Origin of the sequence: Paenibacillus peoriae, assembly GCF_022531965.1 — a bacterium.
GTDB classification, from domain to species: Bacteria; Bacillota; Bacilli; order Paenibacillales; family Paenibacillaceae; genus Paenibacillus; species Paenibacillus polymyxa_D.
The window spans coordinates 883,105-909,163 of record NZ_CP092831.1 but is presented as its reverse complement, the minus strand read 5'-3'; the positions used below and the strand labels follow the sequence as shown (position 1 = coordinate 909,163).

The following is a 26,059-nucleotide window of genomic DNA, read 5'->3' as shown; positions in this document are numbered from 1 at the left end:
CTTACCCTCCCTGCACGAACAGACGTCTGCGCGCCAGTCGCCAAATGATGATCATCGGCACGAGCAGAACGACCAGCCAAATGATTTGGATACCCAGTACATTCCAAATGCCAACGCCTTTTACACGTCCCGTAAATACAGAGCCCGGCAAATAGGTAATTGCCTGAAACGGCATCCATTGGGCGATTGTCGCCAGCCAGCCTGGGAACAAACTAATTGGCAAAATCAATCCAGAAAACAGATCTACAACTACGCGCTTCATACGCATCATGCCCTCATTATTTTCGATAAAAAAGGCCGTTAATCCCGTAATAATATTGATCTGAGTGTTGATCATAAAGCTGAAAAACAGCATGACCAGAAAACCAACCCAGGCTACCGGATCCGTGGGAAGTTTCACCGGAAATAGCAGCAACGCAATCGCCATACCTGGAATCATAAACAACAGAAAACGGAACATTCCCTCGCCGAGTCCTTGCATAAATTTAACAAGTACATAGTTATAAGGTCGGATCATCTGAATTGCAATGCTTCCATCACGAATATCCGTCGATATCTCACGATCCAGATTGTTAAAATAAAAGGCTCTCGCCATCCACGATACGGCTACATACGTCGTCATCTGAGCAGCGGTAAAGCCTCCAATGCTACCCGCATCGCCATATATCGCTTTGTATGTGAAATAATACACGCCAATATTCATGCAATAAATAAGGATTCCTGAATAATAGTTCACACGATAAGCCAGCATCGTGAGAAATCGAATACGAATAAAATCGGTGTATACGCTAAGCATGAACTTTGGCCTCCACTACCGGATTGCCCTGGCGTTCCGCCGAGCCAGACTGATAGATACTGCGGACGATATCATCCGTGTTGGTTTCAATGATTTTGATATCCGTAATGTCCGTGCGACCGACTACGCAAGCGAGCACATCCGATACATTAATATGAAGAGGAATCCATACCTTGGCAGCCAAATCATTATCCACCGTCCAAGCCAATGGCATATCAGCAGTCCATGCCTGTAATTGCTCCAATTGGGTCGATGTGCCGAACTGGAACCGTACTTCTCGACCTGTACCCCAACGCGCCTTCAGATCCTCAAGACCACCATCATAAATGATATTCCCATCATCCAGCATAATGACGCGCGAGCACAGCGCTTCAATATCCTGCAAATCATGGGTCGTCAGCAAAATAGTCGTACCGTGATCCCGGTTCATGTCCTTCAGAAACTCGCGGATTTCGGACTTCACCATAATGTCAAGCCCAATGGTCGGCTCGTCCAGAAAAACAATAGACGGATTGTGCAGCAAGGCTGCTACCAACTCACAGCGCATCCGTTGCCCGAGACTAAGCTTGCGTACCGGGCGGCTTAGCAGATCCTGCAATTGCAGTCTCTCCACCAGCTCATCCAGCCTGCGTTTGAAGTCAGTAGCCGGAACCTGATATACTTTCCGCAGTAGTTGAAAAGACTCGATCACACCGATGTCCCACCAAAGCTGGCTGCGCTGACCGAAAACAACACCAATGTTGCCTACAAATTTCTCACGTTCCTCATAGGGGACATAACCGCCCACCTTGAGATGTCCCGATGTCGGCACGAGAATGCCTGTCAGCATCTTAATCGTGGTGGACTTTCCGGCGCCATTCTCACCGATATAACCGCATATTTCTCCTTGCGGAATACGGAAAGATATATCTTTGACCGCGGCTACCTCGTTGTATTCGCGGGCAAATAAATCAAGGAAGGCGCCTTTTAAGCCCTCGCGATTTTTTTGAACCTTAAATGTTTTGCGCAGATCCTGCACATCTATTGCCAGCATGTTATACCTCTCAATCAGGATTTGTAAAATCCATAGTTAAATTGATTGTGCTCCAAAAAGAAATTATAATGTAATGAACTGAAAAGCGAAAGGGAGAGCATCCATGACAAGCAGAACCAAAAGGACGATATGGTCGGTTCTAGCCGTGGTAATCGTCGCGATTGTCGGCTTTGCCGTGTACTATTTTACATCTATTTATAATCAGCTGGATAATCTGCATAAAGAGGGTGCTAACTCCCCCTTCAAAAATGTAAAGCAGGTCGATCAGGTTCGTACGCCAGAACCGCCCAAGTGGGAAGGTACCGATATGGTCAATATTTTGCTAATGGGTGTCGATGGGCGCGGTATCCAGAAAGGGGAAGTCCCCCGATCAGACAGCATGATGGTCGTGTCACTGGACCCCGTCAAGAAAAAAATCCACCTGTTCTCTATTTTGCGTGATACGTACGTGGATATTCCCGGTTACGGAAAAAATCGAATTAATACCGCCATTACTCACGGACCCAACACAGCCATGAAGACGGCTGGCGATCTGTTAGGCATTCCGGTGCAATATTATGTGTACACGGATTTCCAGGGTTTTATCAAACTGGTGGATGCCGTAGGCGGGATTGATTTTGAAGTGGAAAAGGATATGCATTATACAAGTAATGCAGATAAACATCAGTACGACATTGATTTGAAAAAGGGTATGCAGCATCTGGATGGCAACACGGCGCTTCAATATGTGCGGTTCCGCCACGATGCGATGTCCGACTTCTCCCGATCAGGACGGCAACGCGCATTTTTGGAGGCCGTAGCCCAGAAAATGCAGACCACGACTTCCATCGCCAACCTGCCGAACATTTTAGAGCAGGTTAACCCATACATCGACACAAATCTCAGTGTTAACGATATGTGGAAGCTGGCGAATGTGGGGTACCAAAGCAACTTTGCAGGCAGTGAACAGGTTCCACCGATGAAGATGCTCGGAGAAGAGAATGTGGGCGGCGCGGCAGTTCTTACTGTCCGCGATCCGGAAGAACTGAAAACGTATGTGCAGGATATTTTTAATAATCCACCCACACAAACACAGGAACAAAATAAGGATCAGACCGAAACAAAACAGCCAGACAGTGCATCGTCTACCAAGACGGATAAAGCTTCTTTTACAGGGGGCAGTAAAGCCAGTGATGAGAATGCTTCCAAACAATCAACAACAAAGACAGGTCAAAAAGAGCTATAATGATGTATGCAGGGGCAGCCGTGAACGCTGCCCTTTGGCGTGTGTATACCCTATTTTAATGAACGGAAAGGAAGTTTTTGATGATGAAACGGAAAAACTCCGAAGCACTATATAAAGAAGCCCTGGAGCATATTGTCGGGGGCGTTAACAGTCCTTCACGTTCCTTTAAAGCTGTGGGCGGCGGTGCTCCAGTATTCATGAAACGCGCTAAAGGTGCTCATTTCTGGGACGAGGATGATAATCGGTATATCGATTATTTGGCGGCCTACGGCCCTATTATTACCGGACATGCTCACCCCCATATTACCAAGGCGATCAGCGAAGCGGCCGCGAACGGCGTATTATACGGAACCTCAACGGTATTGGAAATCAAACTGGCCAAGATGCTGAAGGAAGCCATTCCTTCTATGGACAAGGTCCGGTTTGTGAATTCCGGCACAGAAGCAGTCATGACGACGATTCGTGTGGCACGGGCTTATACTGGGCGGAACAAGATCATCAAATTTGCCGGCTGCTACCATGGTCACTCGGATCTGGTACTTGTAGCTGCTGGCTCCGGACCCTCCACGCTGGGCATACCTGACAGTGCAGGCATTACAACCAACATTGCGAGCGAGGTCATTACTGTGCCATTCAATGACCTCGACGCGTTGCGCCAAGCTTTGGAGCGCTGGAGCGACGATGTGGCGGCAGTCATGGTCGAGCCTATTGTCGGTAATTTCGGCATGGTTATGCCGCAGCCCGGTTATTTGGAAGGGTTGTGCTCCATGGCGCGTGCGAACGGCTCACTCGTCATTTATGACGAGGTCATTACCGCATTCCGATTCCACTTCGGCTCTATCCAAACGTATGCAGGTTTGGACAACCATGATGCGATTCAGCCAGATTTGACCGCGCTGGGCAAAATCATGGGTGGTGGTCTGCCAATTGGTGCCTACGGTGGCAGCAAACAGATCATGGAGCAGGTTGCCCCACTCGGCCCGGCTTATCAGGCGGGTACGATGGCAGGCAACCCGGCGTCCATCTCGTCAGGCATCGCCTGCCTTGAAGTCCTTCAAGGAGAAGGCGTGTATGAAGAGATGGAACGTCTGGCTGTGAGGCTGACGGACGGTATTCAGTCCTCTGCCGAACGCTATGGCGTGCCATTGACGATCAACCGTATTCGTGGAGCGTTCTCGACGCATTTCTGTGATCATCCGATCACGAATTACGCACAGGCGCAGGATACGGATAGCGAAGCATTCGCATCCTTCTTCCGTCACATGCTGGATCGAGGTATTCATCTGGCACCATCCAAGTACGAAGCCTGGTTCCTCACAACAGCGCATACGGACGAAGATGTAGATGCTACGCTGGAAGCGGCGGACGATTCGTTCCGGGCGATGTCACAAGGGAAGTAAACCCAGCAGTAAGTGATAGAATATGAATTTTGATAAGAGCTGGAAGTAGTCTTAGGGAAGGGTATTCGACCTCTGGGACTTCGTTCCGGCTTTTTTTATTTTACAACTGTACCCGTACAGTTGCAGATTTTATGGATTGTATCATGTTATGCCATCCGGGTATATTGAGAGAACCACAGGTTAAGGTCATGACTACGGAGGTTTATTATGCACAGTCGTTCCAGAAATGGAGCCGCCTATCTGGCAGCTCTCAGCTATGCAGCTATACTTGGATTTTCATTTTTATTTGTAAAATTGACGGTCACAGAGGCGAGCCCGCTGGATGTGATCGCCCACCGCTTTGCGCTGTCTTTTATCGCTTTGACCGTTCCAGTGCTGCTTGGTTGGATTAAGCTCAACATCAAATTGCGTGACATTCTGCGCATTTTACCACTGGCGCTGCTCTCGCCATTAGTGTATTTTCCACTGCAAGCCTTCGGGCTGATGAGCACTTCTTCATCGGAAGGTGGAATTATTCAAGCAACCGTTCCCATCTTTACGTTGCTGTTAGCTTCTTATTTTATTAAAGAGCGTACAACAGTAGTCCAAAAGATTTCCTTACTGCTCTCTGTCTTTGGTGTGGTTTTTATATTTGTAATGAAAAGCGGAGCACCGCTAGCGTCCAATAGCTATGGCGGTATTCTTCTGCTCGTGCTCTCTGCGATATGCCTATCCGGTTATAATGTACTGGCACGGCCCTTAACACAAAAGTACAGCCCCATGGAATTGACCTACGTTACCTCTATTTTGGGATGTATCGTTTTTAACGTGGTGGCACTGGGATATCATGCCATAGACGGCTCCATGAGCGCCTATACCGCTCCACTGGTGAAGCCTGGTTATTGGATGGCACTGATTTATCTGGGCATTCTGTCTACCCTCGTCACCTCACTGTTATCAAGCTTTGCCTTGAAGTGGATCGAAGCCTCCAAAATGAGTGTGATCGGTAATTTATCCACCCTCATTTCCATGATTGCCGGTGCTTACATTTTGAAGGAGCAGCTCGCCTACTATCACATTGTTGGGGCTGTGATGATCATTATCGGCGTGCTGGGTACCAATTTTGGAGGGCGAAAAAACTTCACGCCGATCAAAACAACTTCGGCAAAATCACAAAAGACGGGCTAAAAATAGATACTAATTTGCCTGCAAAAAAAAGAAATCTCCCAGCTGCGCAATTCCAGCCGGGAGATTTCTTTTTTCACTTCTTAGTCTTCGTCGGATTAAATAGGGTACGCCATGACACTCATTAACGCCAATTCCGGCTGTGTCGTGTCCAATCTGCTATATTGTACGATGATGGGCACATCGCTAGTGACCGTAATTGCGTAAGGAATGCCTGTCGGAATCCGTTCGCCGGATTTCTCCAACGAGGCTGTTCGGATATGACGGGTTCGTCTTCCTTCCACCACCTCGATCAATCCCTCCAATGGCTCGCGGTCTTCAAAATAGATGTCTATACTTAGATTTGCCACACGGCTCCCACAATTCAGCACGCATATACTCTCATGACTGAGCAGCTCTCCCCGGCTTTCCGGTGGAATATACCCATCGGGGATGACCCAGAATAGGCTGCCTCGCGGCTGATTAGCCACCTTTTCCTGAGAAAGTTCAGCATTTCCCATACTATTGGCCTCCTTCCTTTACCCATAATACTTTTTAGCGCATATGCCCTTTCTTCTAGCCGTATGGATTCTCCTTGGTACGCAACAGTTGAGCCAGAAAAGCAAGCGCCAATCCCTGACCCCAGCCCTGAATGCGTTTGTAGGGGACGTTTCGATAGCCGTCAATATCGTTCATCACAGCGGTTCCAGCGGATACACCCGTTACTGTGCCGTCGTCCTTAATGCGGGAAAGAATACCGTCGATCGCCTTTTGTGTGTATTTGTTAAACAACCGCCCTTGCATAAGCAAGGCAGTCGCGATTCCTGCCGAGCCCGAGGTTTCCAGATAAGAGGTATCATCATTCAGCACCGTATGCCACAGCCCTTCCGGGGATTGCAGTCGCACCAGCGCATTGAGCTGGTCACGCAGCGAGCCATCGATGATCATATAAGATGGATGCTGCACCTCCACAAATTTCAGCGCTTTTGCCATCGTGAGAGCTGCCCATGAATTGCCGCGCGCCCAATATATTCCTGACATCCGGCTTTGATTCGCATGATCCCATCCGTGATAATACAGATTCGTATCCGGGTCCTGCAAAAATTCTTCATGCCCGTGATATTGACGAACCCCATCCTCCCAATACTCTTTGTTGCCCAACAGATGACCGATACGCAGCAAATAATAACCGGCCATAAACATCGTATCCACCCATGCTTGCTGCGGAAATACATCATGAAGTGAGTTCACCGTATGCTGGAAAATGCCGTCGGCAAACCGTTCCGCTTTTTTGGCCAAAAATTCTGCCATCTCGATGGCAATATCAAGGTATTTTTGCTCACCTGTGGCCTGGTAAAGCGTCAACAAACAGTGCCCGACAGAAACGCCGTTCACCGAGAGAGATGGAAGCCCATCCTCAATACTTTCGTCAACCCATTCTTTCAGCTTGATCAAATACTTTTCGTTCCCTGTCGCTTCATACGCTTCGCATACTCCGTAAAAGGCTACTCCACCCGGCCAATCCCAGCTGTAGTGCATTTGAAATGTGCGTTCAACTACCCGGTCGATCACCTGCTTAACTTGTTCTTCATCAAATATCAATGCAGGCATTTCCACGTCCCCCCCTTTGGTAAGTTTCACGTGAGTTACCTCCTTGACGTCCGTATATGAATAGGTCGTCCTTCAACGTAAATACATGCGTAACGGTTGCAAATCCAGTGCCCTCACAGCATCCACCACCATGTCTGCAATACGAACCGCACCATTCTCATGAAAATGTGTGTTATCCTCTAAGCCGCCGGAAAAGTTCATGTATTCACCAGGCAGCAGCCACATAAAAAGCTCTTTACTCTCTTCGGGACCCAGCTGCTCATATAACTCCTGCGTGCGGGCAGACAAATCAATCAGCGGTACATTCGCTTCTTCCGCCAGCTCACGAACCGCTGTTACATAGTCACCATGTGTGTCAGATAGCGTACCATCCTCATTAAAATAGCGACGATGTACGGGCGTGACCAGTACCGGGGTTGCCCCATGGCTTCTTGCGCCGTCGATGTAGAGGCGAAGATGCTCCTTGTAGGTTGTAAAAGGCTCTGTAGCCCGCTCCGGGTCAGGCTTCTGATCATTATGGCCGAACTGGATGAACAGGAAGTCTCCTGCCTTTATTTCGCCCAAAATGGCACCCAGCCGTCCTTCGTCCACAAAGCTTTTGGAGCTTCTTCCCGATACGGCATGATTATCCACGCAGACATCATGCTTGAACAGGGCGGGCAAAGCCTGGCCCCAGCCAGTATACGGATAACCGGATGCGTCCTGATCCGTAACCGTGGAATCTCCGGCTAGGAATAGCCGGAGGGTCTGTGGCGCTGGCGCAATCTCCAGCGCATTGAGCCGTGGCGCGGTGCCTGATACGGTGAGGCGCAGCTTGCCACCCCGGACTGGCACCGCAAACAGGGCTTCGGTGAACTGGCCCGGCAGCGTGTGTACCGGGGGAAGCATGTGCTTGCCTTCACCAGCCTTGAGTCGCGTGAGCGTTTCCGCCTGCGAATCGCCGACCAGTATAGTGACGAGATACATCCCGTCTGGCACATCTGCAACAAATGCAGCGTTCAGTGGAATACAAAAGCTGCTTCGTAGCTGCGTGCGTGCATCCTTAGCTGCACACTGCCTTTTTCGACCGTACACATGCTCCGTAGTCTCGAAGCCATAGCCCTGTTCAGTTGTATATACGCAATCCGGAGACACTCCCTTGTAGCCATCCGCAGGTTCCCCCGGACCAAAATCAAACTTCCACAATTTACTCACCTCTCAGCCATCGCCCTCAAATCCCAACCATTTAATTGTATAAACCCGGATACCTTCCATTTCCACTCGTAAGCCTCATATCCTCACGCTATGGATTTTGAATCTTATCCCTTCAAACCACTTGTACTCATTCCTTCTACAATTTGCTTCTGGAATGCGAAGAATACAGCGATAACTGGAAGCAGGCTTAGGATAGACATCGCGAACATTCCTCCCCAGTTGGAAGCCGACTCGCTGTCGAGGAACATCTTGAGTGCAATAGATACGGTATATTTCTCCGGCGAATTCAGATACAGTACCGGACCTAGCAAATCCTCCCACTTCCAGTAGAAAGAGAAGATTGCCGCTGTAGCCAACGACGACTTGAGTAAGGGTAAAATAATTCTAAAATACAGCCGGAACTTGCCGCATCCATCAATCGTCGCCGCTTCATCCAACTCTCCTGGAATCGTTCGTATAAACTGCACCATCAGAAAGATGAAGAACGGCATCCCGAAAAAGGAGGGTACCACCAACGGTAAGATCGTATTGATCCAACCGAGCTTGGTGAAAATAATATATTGCGGTACCAGTACCACATCCCCTGGTAGCATAAGCGTCACCATCATCAAAGCAAACCACAAGTTACGCCCTTTGAATTTCAAGCGCGCAAAGCCAAATGCGATCAATGAGGAGGAAAGCACGGCTCCAATCGTTGAAATCACCACGATCGTGAGCGAGTTCAGAATGTACGTGCCAAAGTTGTAGCCAGTCGTTCCTTTCCAGCCTGTTACATAGTTTTGCCAGATCCATTCTGTAGGGAAAAGCGAGGATGCCGTGACGAATATCGTCCGACTTTCTTTAAACGAGCTGAACAGCATCCAAAAAACGGGATACAGCATCAGGAGCGCCAGTGCAGCAACCAGTATGTGATAAATTGGCCATTTGACCGTTTTCCATGCCATCGTTATCAGCACCCCTTTTCCGTTTCATAAAATACCCAGTATCTGGAGGTTATAAATAATATCGCTGTCAGTATCCCAATCATAATGAGCATGACCCAAGCCATGGCTGCCGCATATCCCATGTTGCTGAACATAAACGCCTGTCGGAACAGATACAGTGAATGCAGCATCGTTCCATCCATCGGGCCTCCTTCGCCCTTAGAAATAACATAAGCCGGGACGAAGGTCATAAAGGCACTGATCGTCTGCATAATCAGATTAAATAGAATAATGGGGCTAAGCAACGGTAGCGTAATACTGAAAAATTTTCGTACTGGCTTAGCGCCATCTACACTGGACGCCTCGTACAATTCAACAGGAATGTTCTTCAAACCTGCCAGAAAAATCAGCATGGAGGAGCCAAATTGCCATACGGACAAGGTGATTAGCATCGTAAGCGAAGCATCCGGGTCACCAAACCACTTCACCGGAGTCGCCCCTAAGGTCGAAAGCAGGCTGTTCACTATGCCGTTATTACTGAAAATGTTCCGCCACATAATGGATACCGCAACACTGCCCCCGATAATCGACGGTAGATAGTACATCGTCCGATAGGTGCCGACCATACGCGACTTGGTATTCAAAATCATAGCCACAAACAGCGCGAAAATCAGTCGCAACGGTACACCGACCAATACATACGTAAACGTGACCCTGATCGAATTCCAGTATTTCGGGTCGCCTGTGAACATTTTTTCGAAGTTACCCAGACCAATCCATTTGGGCGGGGTGAACAGGTTGTAGGTGGTAAAGGACAGATACAGCGAAATAAACATTGGAATTAACGTAAACGCCAGAAAGCCCACAATAAACGGGCTGATAAACGCATATCCGGTCATATTGGCTTTCAAGCTCTGATGATTTCGCAAGCTCATCAAGCCTCCCTTCTGTTGCATTCTAAAGAATTAGCAAAACTTTATAATATTAATAATTCGTTGTTATGTGAATAATATTGTGATGTCTGCAAAGGGTGCTTATGCAGTCGGTTCGTCCAATCAACCGTGCGCAATCATGCTTTGGACTACGCACGGTTAACTTAACGAAACGTTCCTTCGATCATATCGATCTTATGCTAAAACAGTGTCAGATATCCTAAAGGTCACATTGCGCTCATTATTGCTTGTTATTCGCAAGGATAGTATTCGCATCAGCCCGGAATTTGGCCGCTGCGTCTTCTGGTGTCATCTGTCCAAAATTGACCTGCTCAATATAATCGGTCAGAGTCGCAATCACTTCCGGCGATCCGACTGGCGGCGGCGGGCTCATTGGAGAAGCCTTCGGCTCCATGGAAGCTACAAATTCAAACACCTGCTTCGTAGGCTCGCTTAACTCTGGCGCAACAGCTTCCTTGATTTTGGAGGAAATCGGTACGCCACGTTCGCCTTTAATCAATTTATTCGCTTCCACATCATTCATCCAGAAATCAATAAACTTTGCGGCCTCATCCTTCACCTGTGAACGGGAAGCAACCGTCCAGTACATCGTAGGCTGCATGTATACGCCTTTTTCCATATTCGGCCCAAACATTGGTGCCAGTGCCATGGGGCGGTTAACAACCTGCTGTAAACCTACATACTGATTGGACCACTGCCAAATACCGATGCCTGTTCCTTTTACGATATCGGATTCCTCAAGAATCCCCTTGGTCTGGTTCATAATTTCAGGAGGCGGGGTCGCTCCCTTCTTAATCAGATCAGCCAATCCGCTGAAGAAGTCAACAAACAGCTTATCATCGTCATACCCCAATCCTGTCCCTTCCGCATTGTAGAGAGTCTTTCCTTGCGTACGCAAATAATAGTGGAAGAAAATATCGGCAGCCATTGAGCTGTCAAAGTATACTTTATTGGAAGCTGCCTTTAAAGCCATTTCTTTGTATTGATCCCATGTCCAGTTGTCAGGAATTTTGTCTATGCCCGCTTTTTTGAGCAGCGCCGGATCATACTGGAAACCCAGAACATTGACACCTGTTGGAATACCATATTGCTTTCCTGCTATTACGCCGGTACTGAGTACATTTTCGTTCACGTCAGCGACCTGAATTTTTTGATTTAAGTAAGGCGCGAGATCCTCCAGTTGACCATTTTTTGCATATTGGCTAATGTACGAAATGTCCATTTGCACGATATCCGGTAACTGATTAGCCGCAGCCTGTGGGGCGAGCTTTTTCCAATAGTCATCAAAAGAGGCATATTCCACATCGATCGTTACATTAGGATTTTTCTGCTTATACAAATCAACGACCTTCTGCGTGTATTCATGACGCGTATCCGATCCCCACCAAGCGATACGTAACTTTACTTTCCCGTCTGCACTTGTGCCCGAATTGCCGCCGCCGTCCGCTCCGCTACATGCTGTCGTCAAAACGAGCAGCATAGCTATAATCAGAAACCATCCCTTTTTGCCCACCTATCTCTCCCCTTTTCGCTGTTCTAGAAAGGAGCCAAATTACAAGTGACAACGTATTTACGCATTTTTGATAGCGTTTACATTAGCTCCTGTTGTTATTTTCCCAAAAGCTGAGAAGCATTGGAATACACAAATCAGGTTTCCTGGGTTTAAAAAACAGTGGGACTCCATCAGCTCATCCCCTCTCGTGTGATTTAATGTACTCGGAAGGCGTCATACCTGCCCATTTTTTGAACACCTGGCTAAAATATTGCGCGTTCCCGCCAAAGCCGAACCATTCGGCCAGCTCAAACACCTTTACATCTCCTGTCTCTCGAATATGCTCAGCCGCACGTTCGATCCGATAACGATTGACGTAGTGTGAGAAGTTTTCCCCAGTCACCTTTTTGAAAATCTTCCCTAAGTAGTCGGAATTCATATACAGCATTTGGCCTGCCACTCCGTTCAGCGACAAATCGGATTTTCTGTAGTTTTGCTCAATAATAGTGATCATTTTATCAACGGTAGAAGATTGGCGATACACATTACTTTTATAATAGATTGCGGTCATTCGTTCGGCAGCTTCCTGTACAAAAGATTTGAGACATGCCAGCGTTTTTTGCTCTGCCAGCACCACCATTCGGCTCGTAAACGCCGCACGCTCTTCTTCAGGGCATATACGGATCATAGCGGCATAGAGCTGAAGCACATAAGAGCGGGTCACAGAGATTTCCAGCTTCATCCGGGACAAAATACCGAATAACCGATCCACTTCCTGTGCAACCTCCACCGTATTTCCAGCCTTGATCAGCAGACCGAACTTCTCCTCGTCCAGCTCCAAATCTGCCATCTCCCGGGTATCCTCAGCCGCTAAATCCTCTTTCGTAATCAGACTGCCCTCCCCGGTGTAAAAACGGTGATTCATACAATGCAGTGTCTCCCGGTACATCCCCCGTGAATGCTGCATACTATCCGACTCACTAACTGCGACCGTTACCTCCAGTTTGTAAAAGCGATGAAATGTCGCACGTACCGCTTCAATCTGTTTCATAAACCGTGACGTATCATCCTCACTTTCCAGCACAATGAGCAATTGCCCCTGCATGGTCGTACTGAGCAAGACATCATCCATCAAATCTGCCGCTATATTTTGCAATGCAAACAGATGCTCCGGCTCATGGGATTCCTCCACCCGCAGCAGCAGCATTCGAACCTGCTTATCTTGCAATTCAATTCCGAATAACCGCTCATAAAATGCGATATCGCGGCTACCGTAAGTTTTATAGGAAATAAACTCCTTCAAAAAGTGTTCCTTCACATGAGGCAGCATACGCTGAAAATCTAGCTTCATCCGGTTTACAAACTGCTTGCGTTCTTCCTGCTCCTCCCGCTCCTGTCCCAACTCGGTCAGAGCCTCATGAATTTGCCGCTCATTGCATGGCTTCAACAAGTAGTGCTTCACCCCGTATTGCATGGCCCGACAGGCATAATCAAAATCTTTGTAGCCAGACAACAGAATGAAACGGACGTCTGGAAAATGCTCCGTCGTTTTGGCAACCAGTCCGATACCGTCTAGTCCTGGCATAGAGATGTCGCTAATCACAAAATCAGGTGGGCTGGCTTGAATCTGATCATAAGCCTCAATCCCGTTACGTGCCGTGCCAACCAATCTCGTGCCTGCTTTCCCCCAATCAACCACCTGTGATATGCCTTCCAAAATCATACGCTCATCATCAACCAGTAGCACCTTGTACACGACCCTGATCCCCTTTCACATATGGAATACAGACATGAATCGACGTTCCTGTTCCTGACTCGCTATGCAGCTCTATCCCCCAAGGTGTACTAAATGTCAGGTTAATCCGTTCCTGAATATTCGTAAGTCCAATGCCCTGCCCACGAGTCGTAACCTGCCCGCTTCGCAGCTTTTCCAAGAAATCCGGCGTCATTCCCGGTCCGTCATCTTCAACTCGCAGAAATAGAGCACCCTCGCTTTCTCTCGCAATAATAGCAATCTGACAGGGTTCAATTCGCGGCTCCAGCGCATAATGAATGGCATTCTCCACCAAGGGCTGAAGCGTTAGCTTCGGAATTTGTGCATCCATCAGTTCTTCCGGAATATCCAGATGGAAAACGAGACGTTCATCAAAACGTGTTTTTTGGATCGTTACGTAGCTCCTTACAATATCCAGCTCTTTTCGAAGCGGAATCAGCTGCTCTTCAAAACTGACCGCACTGCGCAGTAGAAAAGCAAGTGCTTCCACCATCTCTGAAATCCGGTCCTGTTTATTGGCCTTGGCGAGCCAGTTCACGGACTCTAATGTATTGTATAAAAAATGTGGATTAATCTGGGCCTGGAGCGCCTTTAGCTCTGTTTCCCGCAGTAATAGCTGCTTGGCAACATTCTCATTAATGAGCTCACGAATGCGGCGAATCATTTTCTTGTACGTTCGATGAAGCAAGCCTACCTCATCCTGTGTGGAAAGGGGGACCGCACCAAGTGCTTCCTCTTCCAAACGGTCGAGATCGCCTTTTTCTATTTTACGCATGTTCTGGATTAATTGAACGATCGGTTTGGTAATGCTCCCTGACAATCTAGCCCCCAGAGCCAATGCGATAAGAAGCATAATGACAAAAATAGCGCTTACAACTTCTTTGATAATCGTAATGCTGCGAAACATATCATCGAAGGGGGTCATATGCAAATACGTCCAATCCGTATAAGAAGATTTGATTTGAGCAGCGAAAAAGGTTCCTCCTGAGTAGGTCGCAATCCCGTAAGGCTGCTTCCGGCCCAGCTCGGCCTGAATATCACTCTCACTCAAAAGTGGTGTTTCGGGATAAATCATCCGCCTTCCATCTGTAATCATCAGTTGTCCGTCACGACCGGAGGTTTGCACACGGTCCGCTACAATCCGGTCAATTCGTACACGAATCGCAAGCGTTCCGAGCCCATTCAGCGTAAAATTGGAATCGGTAAAGGATTTGAACTGCCGAGCTGCCAGCAAGGAGGAATGACCTGCGGCATACCATGCATTGGAACCGTCATGTTCGTCTGCCAGCTCCGACAGGGTGGATCGAAGCTCTTGGGGAATACCTTCGCGGTTGCCCGCACTCATGACCTGTCCCTCTTTGTCGATGACCATCATAGAATAGACATAGGTTTCAGAGCCGGCAAAGGCGACAAGCCTATTCGTTATTTTTTTACGCAGCACCATTTTGGCATAAGGGGATTTCTCTTTTTCCAATTGCAGCAAATAACGTTGAAGCTGCTCGTCCGTTGTTACCTTGAAAGTAACTTTTTCCACATCCTTCAGCTCATTTTCTATACCGATTGAAGAAATATTGAGTACTTCGGATGTTTTTTTGTACATTTGATTATCATAAATGTGAAATACGTACTTAAGTATGACTGCAACAACTGCAAAATTAACCAGCATAAGCACCGTGATCAGCAGTACCATTTTATGATGGATTCCAGCATTTTTGTAAGCGCTTTTAAAGTAGGTAATCAGTGATTGTCGCCTCCTTTATAACATACAAAATACCCCATGCCTTGGTCATTCGGCAAGAGGTATTTGCATTTGCTTAGCGTTGATCGGTTGGTTTCGATTTGTCCGCCTTGCTCATATATTCGTCGTATCGGTCATCAAGTTCCCGTGCCATACTCCGGTATTTACGCGTTTCCTCAACAATGGGATCGATATGAGTCTGAACCCGCACCTCATATTTAGGGCTGAGCCGTTCCCGCTTTTGGGCCTCATTCTCACGAATTTCGCCTTCCGTCAGCAGTTCACTGAGCTGGCGTTCCAATTCTTCGGATTGACTCATCGCGATTTCCTCCTTTAGGGTGATGGTCCCTACGTAGAATTATAACCCGGTTGCGTCTGCTTCTTTCAGCACTTGAATAAGTTGAGAATGAATAGCTGTATTCGTAGCTGCAATATGCCGTACACTCAGGTCATAAGGTCTGCCCAATGTATCGGTAATGGTACCGCCTGATTCCTGCACCAGCAAAGCGCCCGCTGCTACATCCCACGCATTCAAACCAATTTCGCAATAGGCCGATAACCGTCCCGACGCCACATAAGCCAGATGCAATGCTGCCGAGCCCAGCGCCCGAATGCCGCGTACCTGAGGTGTAAGAACCTGCGTGATTTTCATATTTAGCGGTTGTGCATACGTACGATCTGGCGGGAAGCCGATGCACACCAGACTATCTCCCAGTGTTTCTTCTCTTGAGGCTTGCATGCGATTACCATGCACATATGCGCCTTTTCCTTTTTCCGCTACAAACATTTCATCACGGGACGGATCATAAATAACCCCGACAATCACCTCTCCACGATGGGCCAAGGCAATAGACACACTGTAATACGGCAGACTGTGTACAAAATTGGTCGTGCCATCTACCGGATCAATAATCCATAAATATTCCTCTTCACGGGCAGCCTCTAGTGCGCGGGCCGAAGCTTCGGCTCCCGGCTCTACACCTTCTTCACCCAAAATCGCATGATCGGGAAAATGGGTCAGAATCAGTCTGCGAATCATCTGTTCTGCACCTTTATCTACCTCGGTCACTAGATCCGTAGGAGACTGTTTGGTATTCAAATGTTCAACAGTTCCCAGCTTGCTCTTAATCCATTCCCCGGCTTTGGATGCCGCGTTAATAGCCACGGCCGTATAGCTTTTTCCTGATACGATATAGGGAACCTTTTCGTTTTCATGTTCGTTCAACGTGTTCACTCTACTTTCTATATCATTGTTACGTGGTTTACGAAGCTGGCCTACAGCACAGTCTCTTAACCATCTCTGTTTCAGTACAAGTTTGCTAGTTTACACATTCTAGTATACACAATAAACTGCATAAAGTTTCCCCAAATGAGAGCTTTATCCGCAAAATACTACTTTCTAAGGCATAATTTCTACGGAAGCCCCATCCAGCACTTTGACCCCATTATCTTCCTGAAGACGCAGTTCATTCATCAATCCGAATAACGCTTCATCCTTAAGCTTGGCTTCAAGCATGACATCAATCCGATCCGTATATCCAGCAATATTGCGCAGAAAGGTCAGCAACGGCTCCACCAGAACACCGTCTGCATGACCACGAGGGTCTTTTTCACTTTTGGGACTGGAGGCATGAATTTTGGGCGGCAATGGATGATCAGTAGAAGATCCGGCTTGGGCCAATTCCCCTTTCCAGGTATTCAATATGTCTGGCCATAGCTCCCACGGCTTCTCACCCTCGTTATTGACCCATTGATGATGAATATCGAGAACCATCGGCAAGCCCGTTATTTTGCAAGCTTCCAGTGTTTCCACCGCATTGAATGTTTTATCATCATTTTCCAGCGTCAAACGTTCTCTTAACGAAAGATCCAGAGCACTAACCTGCTCTACAAAACGCTGGCCTGAGGTCACCTTATCTCCGTATGCACCACCAATATGAATGTTGTTCTTGGCTTCGGCACCGAGCCCCATGGCCTCCAGCATCGCTTTGTGGTACTTCAAGTCATTAATGGAGCTCTCCAACACCTCAGGACGGGGAGTGCTTAACACTGTAAAATGATCGGGATGAAACGATACCCTCATCCTATTCGCCTTGACATAGTTCCCAACCTCTGCGAAGTCAGTAGCAAGCGCCTGAAACGGGTCCCAATCCCGCAGATCCTGATGGGTCGCGAGCGGAATCAGCTTGGATGAGAAACGATAGACCTGGATATCACTAGCACGATTATGGCGTAGCAGCCTCAATGTATTATGGAGATTTTCGGCTGCTATCCGTTCTAGCTTGCGGATCGCAGCTTCTCGGTCTCCAATCTTGTTAAAGCTGGCCATCGTCATGGTTTTAGAGGGGGATGCATTTTGCACGGTAACCGACATGGCTACATAACCTAACCTTACGATCATAGGGTGTCTTCCTTTCAGTAGTTCGCAGTAGATGGTAAGGCCGCTTTCGTTCTGTGACCTAAAACCCTTTTCTACTGATCATACCCGGAAAAGCACATGCTGATTCGGTGTTATCGCACAAATTGCAAGAAGCAAACAGCTAGGATTGCTGCTGTGCTCCAAAAAACATTTCATCCGCCAATGCGGTCTGAATTCTTGATTCCTCTTCATTCAGCTTACGAATGAGGATCATTTCAACTTCGGTCACTTCATCGCCCTGGAAATTAATTTCGGCGATACAGCCCACAATCTGCACGATGGCTACTGCCACGTTGTCCACGCTGTAAGCAATGACCTTCTGGCCTGTCGGAAACACGCGCAGCCCGGATTTAACCATTTTGCCACGTCCGTATTCCAGCAGTTCGTAAAGCTCTTGTTCGCTCTTGAATTTGCACACGGAGTTAAATTCAGTTTGAAAGCCCATGTGTAGCCGCCACCTTTCATCATTAAGGGTTGAGTGAAATGCTCAAGTAAGTGCCATATATGAACAAAAAGGAGAGTGATCAGCTCCCCTTTGTTTCGTTTATGAGTTCTCGTAGTGCAGTGCCGACCTGCGCTCATAACGCTCCAGTGCAAGAGCAATCATGCGATCCAGCAGACTTGTATAGGATACGCCAGTTTCTCTCCACAGTAATGGATACATACTGAACGGTGTAAAACCAGGCATCGTATTCACTTCATTAATAAGAATATGTCCGTCCGAGCGTCTGACGAAGAAATCGGCACGGGAAATCCCGCAGCCTTCCAGCGCGCGGAATGCTTGTAATGCGGCTTCACGAATCCGATCTGCCACTTCCTCATCCAACGGTGCCGGAATAAGCATTTCCGATTGGCCATCCGTATATTTGGCAGCATAATCATAATAATCACTCGACGATACAATTTCACCCGGTACCGAGGCAATCGGCTCGTCATTGCCAAGTACGCTGACCTCAATCTCACGGGCATCGACGTACTCCTCGACAATCACCTTCAGGTCAAATTGCAAAGCCAGATCTACAGCCTTTTCCAGCTCTTCTCGGTTGCTGGCTTTGGAAATACCGACACTTGATCCCAGATTGGCCGGTTTGACAAAGCAAGGATAACCTAGCTCGGTTTCCATATTACGTACCAGATCATGACTGGTTTGGGCCCACTGTGTACTATTAAAATAACAGTATTTCACTTGCGGCAATCCTGCATGCTCAAACAGCTTCTTCATGACGCCTTTATCCATACCTGCTGCCGAAGCCAACACTCCTGCACCGACATAAGGCATATCCGCCATTTCGAACAGACCCTGAATCGTTCCGTCCTCGCCAAAGGTGCCGTGCAGCAACGGAAACAGCACATCCAGCGTCTGCTCTCCGTACAGCTTGCCGAACAACGTATCTAATGCCGCCTTGGTACCGCCCTCTGCACGTTCCAGCTTCAATTGCTCTACAGAAGCCAGAGGAGCGCTTAATAGCGCCCCTCTACGCCAATCGCCAGCCTTCGTAATATAAAAAGGAATAATCTCGTATTTCTCATAGTTAAATGCGTTCATTACCGCATACGCCGTTTGCAGCGAAACCTCATGTTCGCCCGATTTGCCACCGTACACCAGCCCTACGGTCAATTTTTGATTTGCCATGCCTATCCTCCGCTTTCCTACTTTCGTCATTATGACTGATTTGCGTCACTATACCTGTTATCCATCATCTCATTTAAAAATAGTCGGCGATGTGATAAAAGCGATATACCGTGTTGTCGGTCCACGCATACGAATTTTTATAGTCCCAATAACGATGTCTGGAGCTTACCGTATGCGCATTGACTAGCGGCATGCCGCCCGCATCAAAGGCCGTTACCACCGTGCTGTGCTGAAAGGTTCCGTCACCATCCCAATCGTAAAAAATGACGTCCCCCAGCATGAGCTGCTCCGGTCGACTCACCTGCTCAGCAGTCAAACCCCATGAGCTGGAGCCCAAATACCGCTCCAGACTGTTGGAAACTGCCCAACTGTAGCTCCACAGCTCACGTCCGGCGACCCGTCCTTTATACCACCAGCCCGATTCTCTTTTACCAGTATAGTGGATCGGTGCGCCCCCTGCAAAGAGGCATTGCGAGATATAATTGGTGCAATCCACATCAAAACCTTCAAACTCTGGGTTAAAGCTATCCCACCACTGATCTGCATAAGCCGCTGCTTCTTCACGGCGATATCGGCTGGGACGTGCGGACGTACCAAAGCCCAGCACACCGCGATTCAGCAGCGGCAAACTCCCTCCCTGATTAAACGAAGCCTGTTCAAAAGGAACCTCTCCCCCCGCTGGCTTCCTTTCTGCCGGATCTCGCTCAATTCTCGCTACCTGCCAGGCTTCACCCTCGCGTGTGAACGTCAGACGCTCCCGTTCAATCCGATCCTCCCGGTGAGTCATCCCGCCCTTCTCATAAAAGAGTCGGACATGCAGTTGTACATCTACCACAGCCTCATCCGGCGTATCCTGCACCATTCGTAGCGGCTTGGCGCGTGTCTCGCTGCGTAGGGGAACAGCATCCCGTTCGTTGTACCACTGCTCCAATCTGGCCGCACGTGCTGCTCGTTCCATCCGCTGCCCCACCTCCAGATACTCATCCGGCTGCGGTACACCATTCACTTCACTGCGATTGTATTGATTCACGTAAGCAAAAAGGGCCTGTTTCCATTCCCGCTCCCCCATCCCAATCCCTCCATATTCGTCCCGCTATCCTTTTCCGGGGATAACCGGAATGATGTATAACTTCCTTTCTTGCCTCTCTGGTCTGAAATGCTCTCTATCTATAAGTATGAATCTCTAAAGCTTGGTATGAACATCGAAACGCGAGGGAGCGGGACGCTTTATTTTCCAATCTGCAACGCATCATTTAGGCCAAAAAAACTTTACGGAACTGTCTGAAAACGGTATACTTAATCCAAAAGCAATCATTTTGAAATCACGTTTCATCTAATGAAACAAATTGCATTCATCACAACCTCTAACACGTTAAGAAGCACTGAAGATGTAATTGAGAACGCAACCAATTTAAACCAACTGGGCAAGACGTCGAAAAAACGACATCCCTATTTTCCCCCAAGCATTCACTTCAAGGAGGTAATACTTATGTCAGGAAAAGATCAATTCTCCATCGCCCGTAGTCTGGAAGTTAACGGGAAGCCTTATCGCTACTACAGTCTTAAGGCACTGGAGGAACAAGGAAAAAGCGGTATCGCCAAGCTGCCTTTCTCCATTAAAGTGTTGCTGGAAGCCGCGGTTCGCCAATTTGACGGACGCGCCATCACTGAAGAACATGTACAGCAGCTGACAGGCTGGGCTGAGGATCGGGACACCAACAAGGAGATTCCGTTCATTCCTGCACGCATCGTGCTACAGGATTTTACCGGTGTCCCCGTGGTTGTCGATTTGGCAGCTATGCGTGATACGGTGAAAAAAGCAGGCGGGGACCCGAAGCAAATCAATCCGCTCGTTCCCGTCGATCTCGTTATCGACCACTCGGTCATGGTCGATGCTTTCGGTACCAGTGATGCGCTGGATTACAACATTAATGTAGAGTTTGAACGTAACGAGGAGCGGTACCGTTTTCTGCGCTGGGCGCAAACGGCGTTCAACAACTTCCGCGCCGTTCCGCCATCCACAGGTATCGTCCATCAGGTCAATCTGGAATATCTCGCCTCCGTTGCCGCTACCAAAACCATTGACGGTGAAACGGTCGTCTTTCCAGATTCCCTCGTAGGAACAGACTCCCATACCACGATGATTAACGGCCTTGGTGTTGTTGGCTGGGGTGTCGGCGGGATTGAGGCAGAGGCGGGTATGCTGGGGCAACCGCTGTATTTTGTCACTCCCGATGTGATTGGCTTCAAGCTGACAGGCAGTCTGACGGAAGGCTCTACCGCCACCGATCTGGCGCTCACTGTTACACAAATGCTGCGTAAAAAAGGCGTAGTCGGCAAATTCGTAGAGTTTTACGGGCCTGGTCTGGCTAACATCAGCTTGGCTGACCGTGCGACAGTTGCCAACATGGCACCGGAATACGGCGCAACGATTGGTTTCTTCCCGGTCGATGCGGAAACACTGGCCTACCTGCGCAGCACTGGACGTTCCGATGAGCAAGTAAGCCTCGTAGAGGAATATTACAAGGCCCAAGGCATGTTCCGCACATCCGATACACCGGACCCTGTGTTCAGCGATACCATTGAGCTGGATCTAGCTTCGGTTGTACCGAGTCTCGCCGGACCCAAACGTCCGCAGGACCGTGTTGAGCTTGGCCGCATGAAAGAAACGTTTGAAGGCATTATTCGTACCCCGGTGGACAAGGGCGGCTATGGACTGAGCGATGAAAAAATCGCACAGAAGATTCCGCTGACCCATCCGGACGGCTCCACCAGCGAGTTAGGTACAGGAGCAGTCGTTATTGCGGCTATCACAAGCTGCACGAATACCTCCAATCCAAGCGTTATGCTCGGTGCGGGCTTGCTGGCCAAAAAGGCAGTGCAGCGTGGGCTCAAAAAGCCAGGCTATGTTAAAACAAGCTTGACGCCAGGCTCCCTCGTCGTGACGGAATACCTGCAAAAAGCGGGATTAATCGGACCGCTCGAAGCCCTCGGCTTCCATGTAGCAGGCTACGGCTGCGCAACCTGTATCGGTAACTCCGGCCCACTTCCTGACGAAGTGAGTCAAGCTATCACAGACCATGATTTAACGGTTGGCGCAGTTATTTCCGGTAACCGGAACTTTGAAGGCCGTGTGCATGCGCAGGTCAAAGCCAACTATCTCGGCTCACCGCCACTGGTTGTCGCTTATGCGCTGGCAGGTACAGTGAACATTGATTTGGTGAATGATCCGCTCGGTTACGATCAGGACAATCAGCCTGTCTACCTGAAAGACATTTGGCCCACTTCCGAGGAAATCAAGGAAGCCATCAGCCTGTCTCTCAGCCCGGATATGTTCCGTCGCAAATATGAAAATGTATTTACTGCCAATGAAAAATGGAACTCCATTCCGGTTCCTGAAGGCGAACTGTATGAATGGGATGAAAAATCAACTTATATTCAAAATCCACCATTCTTTGAAAAACTTCAGGATGGCGTGCAGGATATCAAGGAAATCCGTAATGCCCGTGTGCTTGCCCTGTTGAATGATTCGGTCACGACGGACCATATCTCACCAGCAGGCAACATTGCTCCTTCCAGCCCGGCAGGACTGTACTTGAAGGAGCATGGCGTGGAACGCAAGGATTTCAACTCCTACGGCTCCCGTCGCGGTAACCACGAGGTCATGATGCGCGGTACATTCGCCAACATCCGTATCCGCAACAATGTGGCTCCAGGTACTGAAGGCGGCGTGACCAAATACTTGCCAACGGATGAGGAAATGTCCATCTATGATGCGTCCATGAAATATCAGGCAGCCGATCAGAACCTGATCGTCATTGCTGGTAAGGAATACGGCACAGGCAGCTCTCGTGACTGGGCGGCCAAAGGTACGCTTCTGCTGGGCGTTAAGGCTGTCATTGCCGAAAGCTTCGAGCGGATTCACCGCAGTAACCTGGTTGGCATGGGTGTACTACCTCTGCAATTCCAGGAAGGCTATGGCTGGTCCAGCTTGGGCCTCAATGGTCGTGAAACCTTCGACATCCTCGGCATTAACAATGACGTGAAGCCTGGTCAAGAGCTTACAGTTGTGGCTAAACGCGAGGATGGCACAAAGTTCGAATTCCCGGTAATTGCCCGTCTGGACAGCACCGTCGATATCGACTACTACCACAACGGTGGTATTCTGCAAACCGTATTGCGTCAAATGATTCAAGAGTAAAGAGCGTATAAATAACAAAATCCCCTCCAAATGCAGTGGAAACTGCACATTGAGAGGGGATTTTTTACATGCTTCAAGCCTTTAAAAGAAAACATATACCCAAGATTGCAAATACGAGGGTTATAAGAAGTGTGAAGAGACCAGGCAGGCTTTCCATGATTGCAGAGCCTTCTTCGCTCTTGAACTGACGACTGAAATAGGGTTGGAGCATAAGCATAATTATAAAAGATATGAGGCTAATTCCACACAACAACCATACCTCAGGGGAGGGTTTGTCAACAAAACGGTCAGCCACATCATTGAAATTGTAGTGGATTGCTACATTCCTAGGCATTCTCGGATACATGAAAAGGTAGATAATGAAAGGCAAAACAGAAATAAGAAAAGACAATACATTAGAAAAATTTAATTTACTTCTCATGGAAATCCCCCTAATATGCTAAATCGATCCGCATTATACAGATATCAGCAGTCTATATTTTTATACCTATGGCTTAGAAAGAGAGAAGTAACAAAACTAATCATCGTCGGTAAACAAGAAGCGAGCACCATATACACATTAACTTCTTGTCCTAATCCTATAGCGATCCCGATTAAGCCAAAGGCTATCCAAATATAAGCAGAGATACGATGCGTCTTCTTCCATGCCTTTTCATTCGAAAGCAGCCATGGGAACTTCAAACCAATTAAACGGTTAGGTGTTAATTTAGTGAATGTGATACCTACTGTTAAGTGCGATATCGCTGAAACCAATAAAACTATATTTAAGGGACTGAAGTAAATAGCATTTGAATACAGTAACATTAAAAAAAGAAAAATAAAATTTAGAACAACAAACACACTGGAACATATTTTACGATATGGAACCAAATTATTTTCAGAAAATTGTTCTCTATGTTTCGAGAATTTTGGATACAAGACAACAATAAGAAAAGAGATAATCATCGCTCCTGATGACACAATAAAAAAAGCTAAAGGGAGCTTTAGCGGGTTCATTGAAGGCAATATAATAAATGAATTTATAAAATGCAATATAATAAATAAAATAGAAATCTGAATCCACGGCTTTTTAAATTCTTTTTTTAAATCATAGTTATTCTCCACTCAAAACAACCTCACTTGAAACTGTTTCTCAGTTGATTTTAGAAGTAAGTGCATTTATAATACTTCAATATAAAAAATGAATATATTTTAATAAAATATATATTATTGTCAGATCATAATGCATATTTTTCAAAAAAATAAGAGATCAAAGTCACATTCACAATATTTTTTACAAAAAATAGCTTTTCTTCTGTTTCGAAAAGAAGTTATTATCTATCTACTCTATTTCGATTATTAAAATAAACATCTCAAAGCAAAAAAGTCGATCCCTCAGGACCGACTTCCAACTATGTTCTCCTATAACCTAACCTTCGCACGCGAGCTACTTCGAAATATCCAGAAAACCTTCTCCGAACACGTCCCGCACGTCATGAATGGTGATAAACGCTGCTGTGTCGATGGCTTTCACTATCTTTTTGAGCGCCGATACCTCTTGTTTACTAATGACGATATACAGCACTTCTTTTGGATTTTTAGTGTAATAACCGTGGCCTGACAGGACAGTAACTCCACGATCCATTTTCGTAATGACCATCTCGGCAATTTTATCTTGGTGCTCCGAAATAATCATGACCGCTTTTTTGGGGTTCAGTCCTTCGATCATGAAGTCCATCACCTTCGTACCAACGTACAAAATAACGATAGTTAGCATCAATTTTTCCGGGCCAATAATAAAATAGGAAGAGAATGCGACAATCAAATCAAAAAACAGCAGGCCATAACTGATATTCCAATCCAGATACTTGTTGGCAATCCGGGCTAAAATGACCGTTCCCGCCGTTGTGCCACCTACCCGTACGATTAAGCCAATGCCGACCCCCACCAAAACTCCGGCAAAAACGGCATTAATCGTCGGCTCATGCGAATCAATCCGCCAGTTGACTGTTAAATGTAAAAACAGCGAGTTAAAAGCGACCGCAATGATAGTGTACAAGGTCGTTCTCTTGTCCAAAAATTTATATCCGACAATCAGCAGCAAGCCATTAATCACCAGATTAACGATCGAGGGAGACCACTGAAACAGGTAGTACAGGATGATTGTGACCCCTGTAACGCCCCCCTCGCCAAACTCATTCGGGATCACAAACAGATTAACAGCTAGTGCGAAAAAAAACGCACCCAGAATAATAAATGCGATGTCTGCAATACATTTTTTCATATATGCTCTAATCCTCTCTCTAACATTTCAAAGGATGAATCGCCAGATCGATTGGCTGACTCTTGTTGTCAAAATACGCTGACAACCAGTTCATGGTATCTACTACCAAACATAAAGTCAATACAACTTTGACACTTTAATTCGCCACCAGACTGCCTCAATCCTGACTTGAGGAGTCCGCAAAACCCTCCTTTTACAAGGTTATTCGACAAAAAAACACAATCCCGACTACTAAACTAAGAAAACGGGCCTCAAGCCCTT

The 26,059-nt window shown here is 47.5% G+C and carries 23 protein-coding genes; 4 read left to right on the top strand and 19 right to left on the bottom strand.

Features of this window, described 5'->3' with window-relative positions; translation table 11 throughout:
- Position 1 precedes the first annotated feature (1 nt).
- Together MLD56_RS04085 and MLD56_RS04080 are read right to left on the bottom strand one after the other, a co-directional pair.
- Entirely contained in the window at positions 2-796 is a 795-nt protein-coding gene (locus tag MLD56_RS04085; protein WP_025718034.1) for an ABC transporter permease, read from the bottom strand.
- The gene (locus MLD56_RS04080) at positions 789-1,829 is read right to left on the bottom strand and encodes an ABC transporter ATP-binding protein (RefSeq protein WP_029515757.1); all 1,041 of its coding nucleotides are present in this window, start codon (positions 1,827-1,829) and stop codon (positions 789-791) included. Before MLD56_RS04080 ends, MLD56_RS04085 begins: the two co-directional genes overlap by 8 nt.
- Positions 1,830-1,932: 103 nt before the next feature.
- Between MLD56_RS04080 and MLD56_RS04075 the strand changes: the two genes are divergently transcribed.
- The 3 genes from MLD56_RS04075 to MLD56_RS04065 all read left to right on the top strand — a co-directional run bounded on the left by MLD56_RS04075 (position 1,933) and on the right by MLD56_RS04065 (position 5,621).
- Positions 1,933-3,054, top strand: coding sequence for an LCP family protein (locus MLD56_RS04075; RefSeq protein WP_029515758.1), 1,122 nt, complete (start codon positions 1,933-1,935; stop codon positions 3,052-3,054).
- A gap of 83 nt (positions 3,055-3,137) precedes the next feature.
- Positions 3,138-4,454: a glutamate-1-semialdehyde 2,1-aminomutase gene (locus MLD56_RS04070; protein WP_029515759.1), complete on the top strand. Its 1,317-nt coding sequence runs from the start codon at positions 3,138-3,140 to the stop codon at positions 4,452-4,454.
- 207 nt (positions 4,455-4,661) lie between these two features.
- Positions 4,662-5,621 carry a DMT family transporter gene (locus tag MLD56_RS04065; RefSeq protein ID WP_029515760.1) on the top strand — a complete coding sequence of 320 codons (960 nt, stop codon included), beginning with the start codon at positions 4,662-4,664 and terminating at the stop codon, positions 5,619-5,621.
- A 95-nt stretch (positions 5,622-5,716) separates the two neighbouring features.
- Here the strand turns inward: MLD56_RS04065 and MLD56_RS04060 are convergent, their stop codons facing one another.
- From MLD56_RS04060 to MLD56_RS03995, 14 genes are all read right to left on the bottom strand, one after another.
- The gene (locus tag MLD56_RS04060) at positions 5,717-6,118 is read right to left on the bottom strand and encodes a sensory rhodopsin transducer (protein WP_029515761.1); all 402 of its coding nucleotides are present in this window, start codon (positions 6,116-6,118) and stop codon (positions 5,717-5,719) included.
- 55 nt (positions 6,119-6,173) lie between these two features.
- The gene (locus tag MLD56_RS04055; RefSeq protein WP_029515762.1) at positions 6,174-7,208 is read right to left on the bottom strand and encodes a glycoside hydrolase family 88/105 protein; all 1,035 of its coding nucleotides are present in this window, start codon (positions 7,206-7,208) and stop codon (positions 6,174-6,176) included.
- Between the two features lie 72 nt (positions 7,209-7,280).
- On the bottom strand, positions 7,281-8,393 hold the full coding sequence (locus MLD56_RS04050) for a rhamnogalacturonan acetylesterase (RefSeq protein ID WP_029515763.1): 1,113 nt from the start codon (positions 8,391-8,393) through the stop codon (positions 7,281-7,283).
- 113 nt (positions 8,394-8,506) lie between these two features.
- Positions 8,507-9,346, bottom strand: a complete 840-nt coding sequence (locus MLD56_RS04045; RefSeq protein ID WP_013308762.1) for a carbohydrate ABC transporter permease — start codon at positions 9,344-9,346, stop codon at positions 8,507-8,509.
- A gap of 5 nt (positions 9,347-9,351) precedes the next feature.
- Positions 9,352-10,260 carry a carbohydrate ABC transporter permease gene (locus MLD56_RS04040; protein WP_029515764.1) on the bottom strand — a complete coding sequence of 303 codons (909 nt, stop codon included), beginning with the start codon at positions 10,258-10,260 and terminating at the stop codon, positions 9,352-9,354.
- A gap of 238 nt (positions 10,261-10,498) precedes the next feature.
- The gene (locus MLD56_RS04035; RefSeq protein WP_029515765.1) at positions 10,499-11,791 is read right to left on the bottom strand and encodes an ABC transporter substrate-binding protein; all 1,293 of its coding nucleotides are present in this window, start codon (positions 11,789-11,791) and stop codon (positions 10,499-10,501) included.
- Positions 11,792-11,966: 175 nt separating this feature from the next.
- Positions 11,967-13,526 (bottom strand): response regulator transcription factor, encoded by a 1,560-nt coding sequence (locus MLD56_RS04030; protein WP_029515766.1) that lies wholly within the window; start codon positions 13,524-13,526, stop codon positions 11,967-11,969.
- Complete coding sequence (locus MLD56_RS04025) at positions 13,504-15,234, bottom strand: sensor histidine kinase (RefSeq protein ID WP_239645136.1); 1,731 nt, start codon at positions 15,232-15,234, stop codon at positions 13,504-13,506. Before MLD56_RS04025 ends, MLD56_RS04030 begins: the two co-directional genes overlap by 23 nt.
- Positions 15,235-15,358: 124 nt before the next feature.
- The gene (locus tag MLD56_RS04020) at positions 15,359-15,601 is read right to left on the bottom strand and encodes a hypothetical protein (protein WP_029515768.1); all 243 of its coding nucleotides are present in this window, start codon (positions 15,599-15,601) and stop codon (positions 15,359-15,361) included.
- A gap of 39 nt (positions 15,602-15,640) precedes the next feature.
- Positions 15,641-16,507 carry an inositol monophosphatase family protein gene (locus MLD56_RS04015; protein ID WP_029515769.1) on the bottom strand — a complete coding sequence of 289 codons (867 nt, stop codon included), beginning with the start codon at positions 16,505-16,507 and terminating at the stop codon, positions 15,641-15,643.
- Positions 16,508-16,681: 174 nt separating this feature from the next.
- Entirely contained in the window at positions 16,682-17,683 is a 1,002-nt protein-coding gene (gene uvsE, locus MLD56_RS04010; RefSeq protein ID WP_029515770.1) for a UV DNA damage repair endonuclease UvsE, read from the bottom strand.
- 139 nt (positions 17,684-17,822) lie between these two features.
- Positions 17,823-18,146, bottom strand: coding sequence for a hypothetical protein (locus MLD56_RS04005; RefSeq protein ID WP_007428793.1), 324 nt, complete (start codon positions 18,144-18,146; stop codon positions 17,823-17,825).
- Between the two features lie 99 nt (positions 18,147-18,245).
- Positions 18,246-19,334: a D-alanine--D-alanine ligase gene (locus tag MLD56_RS04000; RefSeq protein ID WP_029515771.1), complete on the bottom strand. Its 1,089-nt coding sequence runs from the start codon at positions 19,332-19,334 to the stop codon at positions 18,246-18,248.
- A gap of 73 nt (positions 19,335-19,407) precedes the next feature.
- Complete coding sequence (locus MLD56_RS03995; RefSeq protein ID WP_029515772.1) at positions 19,408-20,403, bottom strand: amidase domain-containing protein; 996 nt, start codon at positions 20,401-20,403, stop codon at positions 19,408-19,410.
- A 420-nt stretch (positions 20,404-20,823) separates the two neighbouring features.
- Between MLD56_RS03995 and acnA the strand changes: the two genes are divergently transcribed.
- Complete coding sequence (acnA, locus tag MLD56_RS03990; RefSeq protein ID WP_029515773.1) at positions 20,824-23,535, top strand: aconitate hydratase AcnA; 2,712 nt, start codon at positions 20,824-20,826, stop codon at positions 23,533-23,535.
- 73 nt (positions 23,536-23,608) lie between these two features.
- Here the strand turns inward: acnA and MLD56_RS03985 are convergent, their stop codons facing one another.
- The 3 genes from MLD56_RS03985 to MLD56_RS03975 form a co-directional block, all read right to left on the bottom strand.
- Positions 23,609-23,956 (bottom strand): DUF1648 domain-containing protein, encoded by a 348-nt coding sequence (locus MLD56_RS03985; protein ID WP_029515774.1) that lies wholly within the window; start codon positions 23,954-23,956, stop codon positions 23,609-23,611.
- A 44-nt stretch (positions 23,957-24,000) separates the two neighbouring features.
- Positions 24,001-24,639 (bottom strand): SdpI family protein, encoded by a 639-nt coding sequence (locus MLD56_RS03980; RefSeq protein WP_029515775.1) that lies wholly within the window; start codon positions 24,637-24,639, stop codon positions 24,001-24,003.
- Positions 24,640-24,961: 322 nt separating this feature from the next.
- Positions 24,962-25,798, bottom strand: a complete 837-nt coding sequence (locus MLD56_RS03975; RefSeq protein ID WP_029515776.1) for a YitT family protein — start codon at positions 25,796-25,798, stop codon at positions 24,962-24,964.
- Positions 25,799-26,059 lie beyond the last annotated feature (261 nt).

Excerpts from the sequence above, each read along its gene's own strand:
- MLD56_RS04045 (WP_013308762.1), bottom strand. The coding sequence starts at position 9,346 with ATGGCATGGAAAACGGTCAAATGGCCAATTTATCACATACTGGTTGCT.
- MLD56_RS04000 (WP_029515771.1), bottom strand. The coding sequence starts at position 19,334 with ATGGCAAATCAAAAATTGACCGTAGGGCTGGTGTACGGTGGCAAATCG.
- uvsE (WP_029515770.1), bottom strand. The coding sequence starts at position 17,683 with ATGATCGTAAGGTTAGGTTATGTAGCCATGTCGGTTACCGTGCAAAAT.
- MLD56_RS04005 (WP_007428793.1), bottom strand. The coding sequence starts at position 18,146 with ATGGGCTTTCAAACTGAATTTAACTCCGTGTGCAAATTCAAGAGCGAA.
- MLD56_RS04085 (WP_025718034.1), bottom strand. The coding sequence starts at position 796 with ATGCTTAGCGTATACACCGATTTTATTCGTATTCGATTTCTCACGATG.
- MLD56_RS04040 (WP_029515764.1), bottom strand. The coding sequence starts at position 10,260 with ATGAGCTTGCGAAATCATCAGAGCTTGAAAGCCAATATGACCGGATAT.
- acnA (WP_029515773.1), top strand. The coding sequence starts at position 20,824 with ATGTCAGGAAAAGATCAATTCTCCATCGCCCGTAGTCTGGAAGTTAAC.
- MLD56_RS04060 (WP_029515761.1), bottom strand. The coding sequence starts at position 6,118 with ATGGGAAATGCTGAACTTTCTCAGGAAAAGGTGGCTAATCAGCCGCGA.
- MLD56_RS04070 (WP_029515759.1), top strand. The coding sequence starts at position 3,138 with ATGAAACGGAAAAACTCCGAAGCACTATATAAAGAAGCCCTGGAGCAT.
- MLD56_RS04075 (WP_029515758.1), top strand. The coding sequence starts at position 1,933 with ATGACAAGCAGAACCAAAAGGACGATATGGTCGGTTCTAGCCGTGGTA.
- MLD56_RS03985 (WP_029515774.1), bottom strand. The coding sequence starts at position 23,956 with ATGAGAAGTAAATTAAATTTTTCTAATGTATTGTCTTTTCTTATTTCT.
- MLD56_RS04020 (WP_029515768.1), bottom strand. The coding sequence starts at position 15,601 with ATGAGTCAATCCGAAGAATTGGAACGCCAGCTCAGTGAACTGCTGACG.
- MLD56_RS03975 (WP_029515776.1), bottom strand. The coding sequence starts at position 25,798 with ATGAAAAAATGTATTGCAGACATCGCATTTATTATTCTGGGTGCGTTT.
- MLD56_RS04055 (WP_029515762.1), bottom strand. The coding sequence starts at position 7,208 with ATGCCTGCATTGATATTTGATGAAGAACAAGTTAAGCAGGTGATCGAC.
- MLD56_RS03995 (WP_029515772.1), bottom strand. The coding sequence starts at position 20,403 with ATGGGGGAGCGGGAATGGAAACAGGCCCTTTTTGCTTACGTGAATCAA.
- MLD56_RS04025 (WP_239645136.1), bottom strand. The coding sequence starts at position 15,234 with ATGGTACTGCTGATCACGGTGCTTATGCTGGTTAATTTTGCAGTTGTT.
- MLD56_RS04080 (WP_029515757.1), bottom strand. The coding sequence starts at position 1,829 with ATGCTGGCAATAGATGTGCAGGATCTGCGCAAAACATTTAAGGTTCAA.
- MLD56_RS04065 (WP_029515760.1), top strand. The coding sequence starts at position 4,662 with ATGCACAGTCGTTCCAGAAATGGAGCCGCCTATCTGGCAGCTCTCAGC.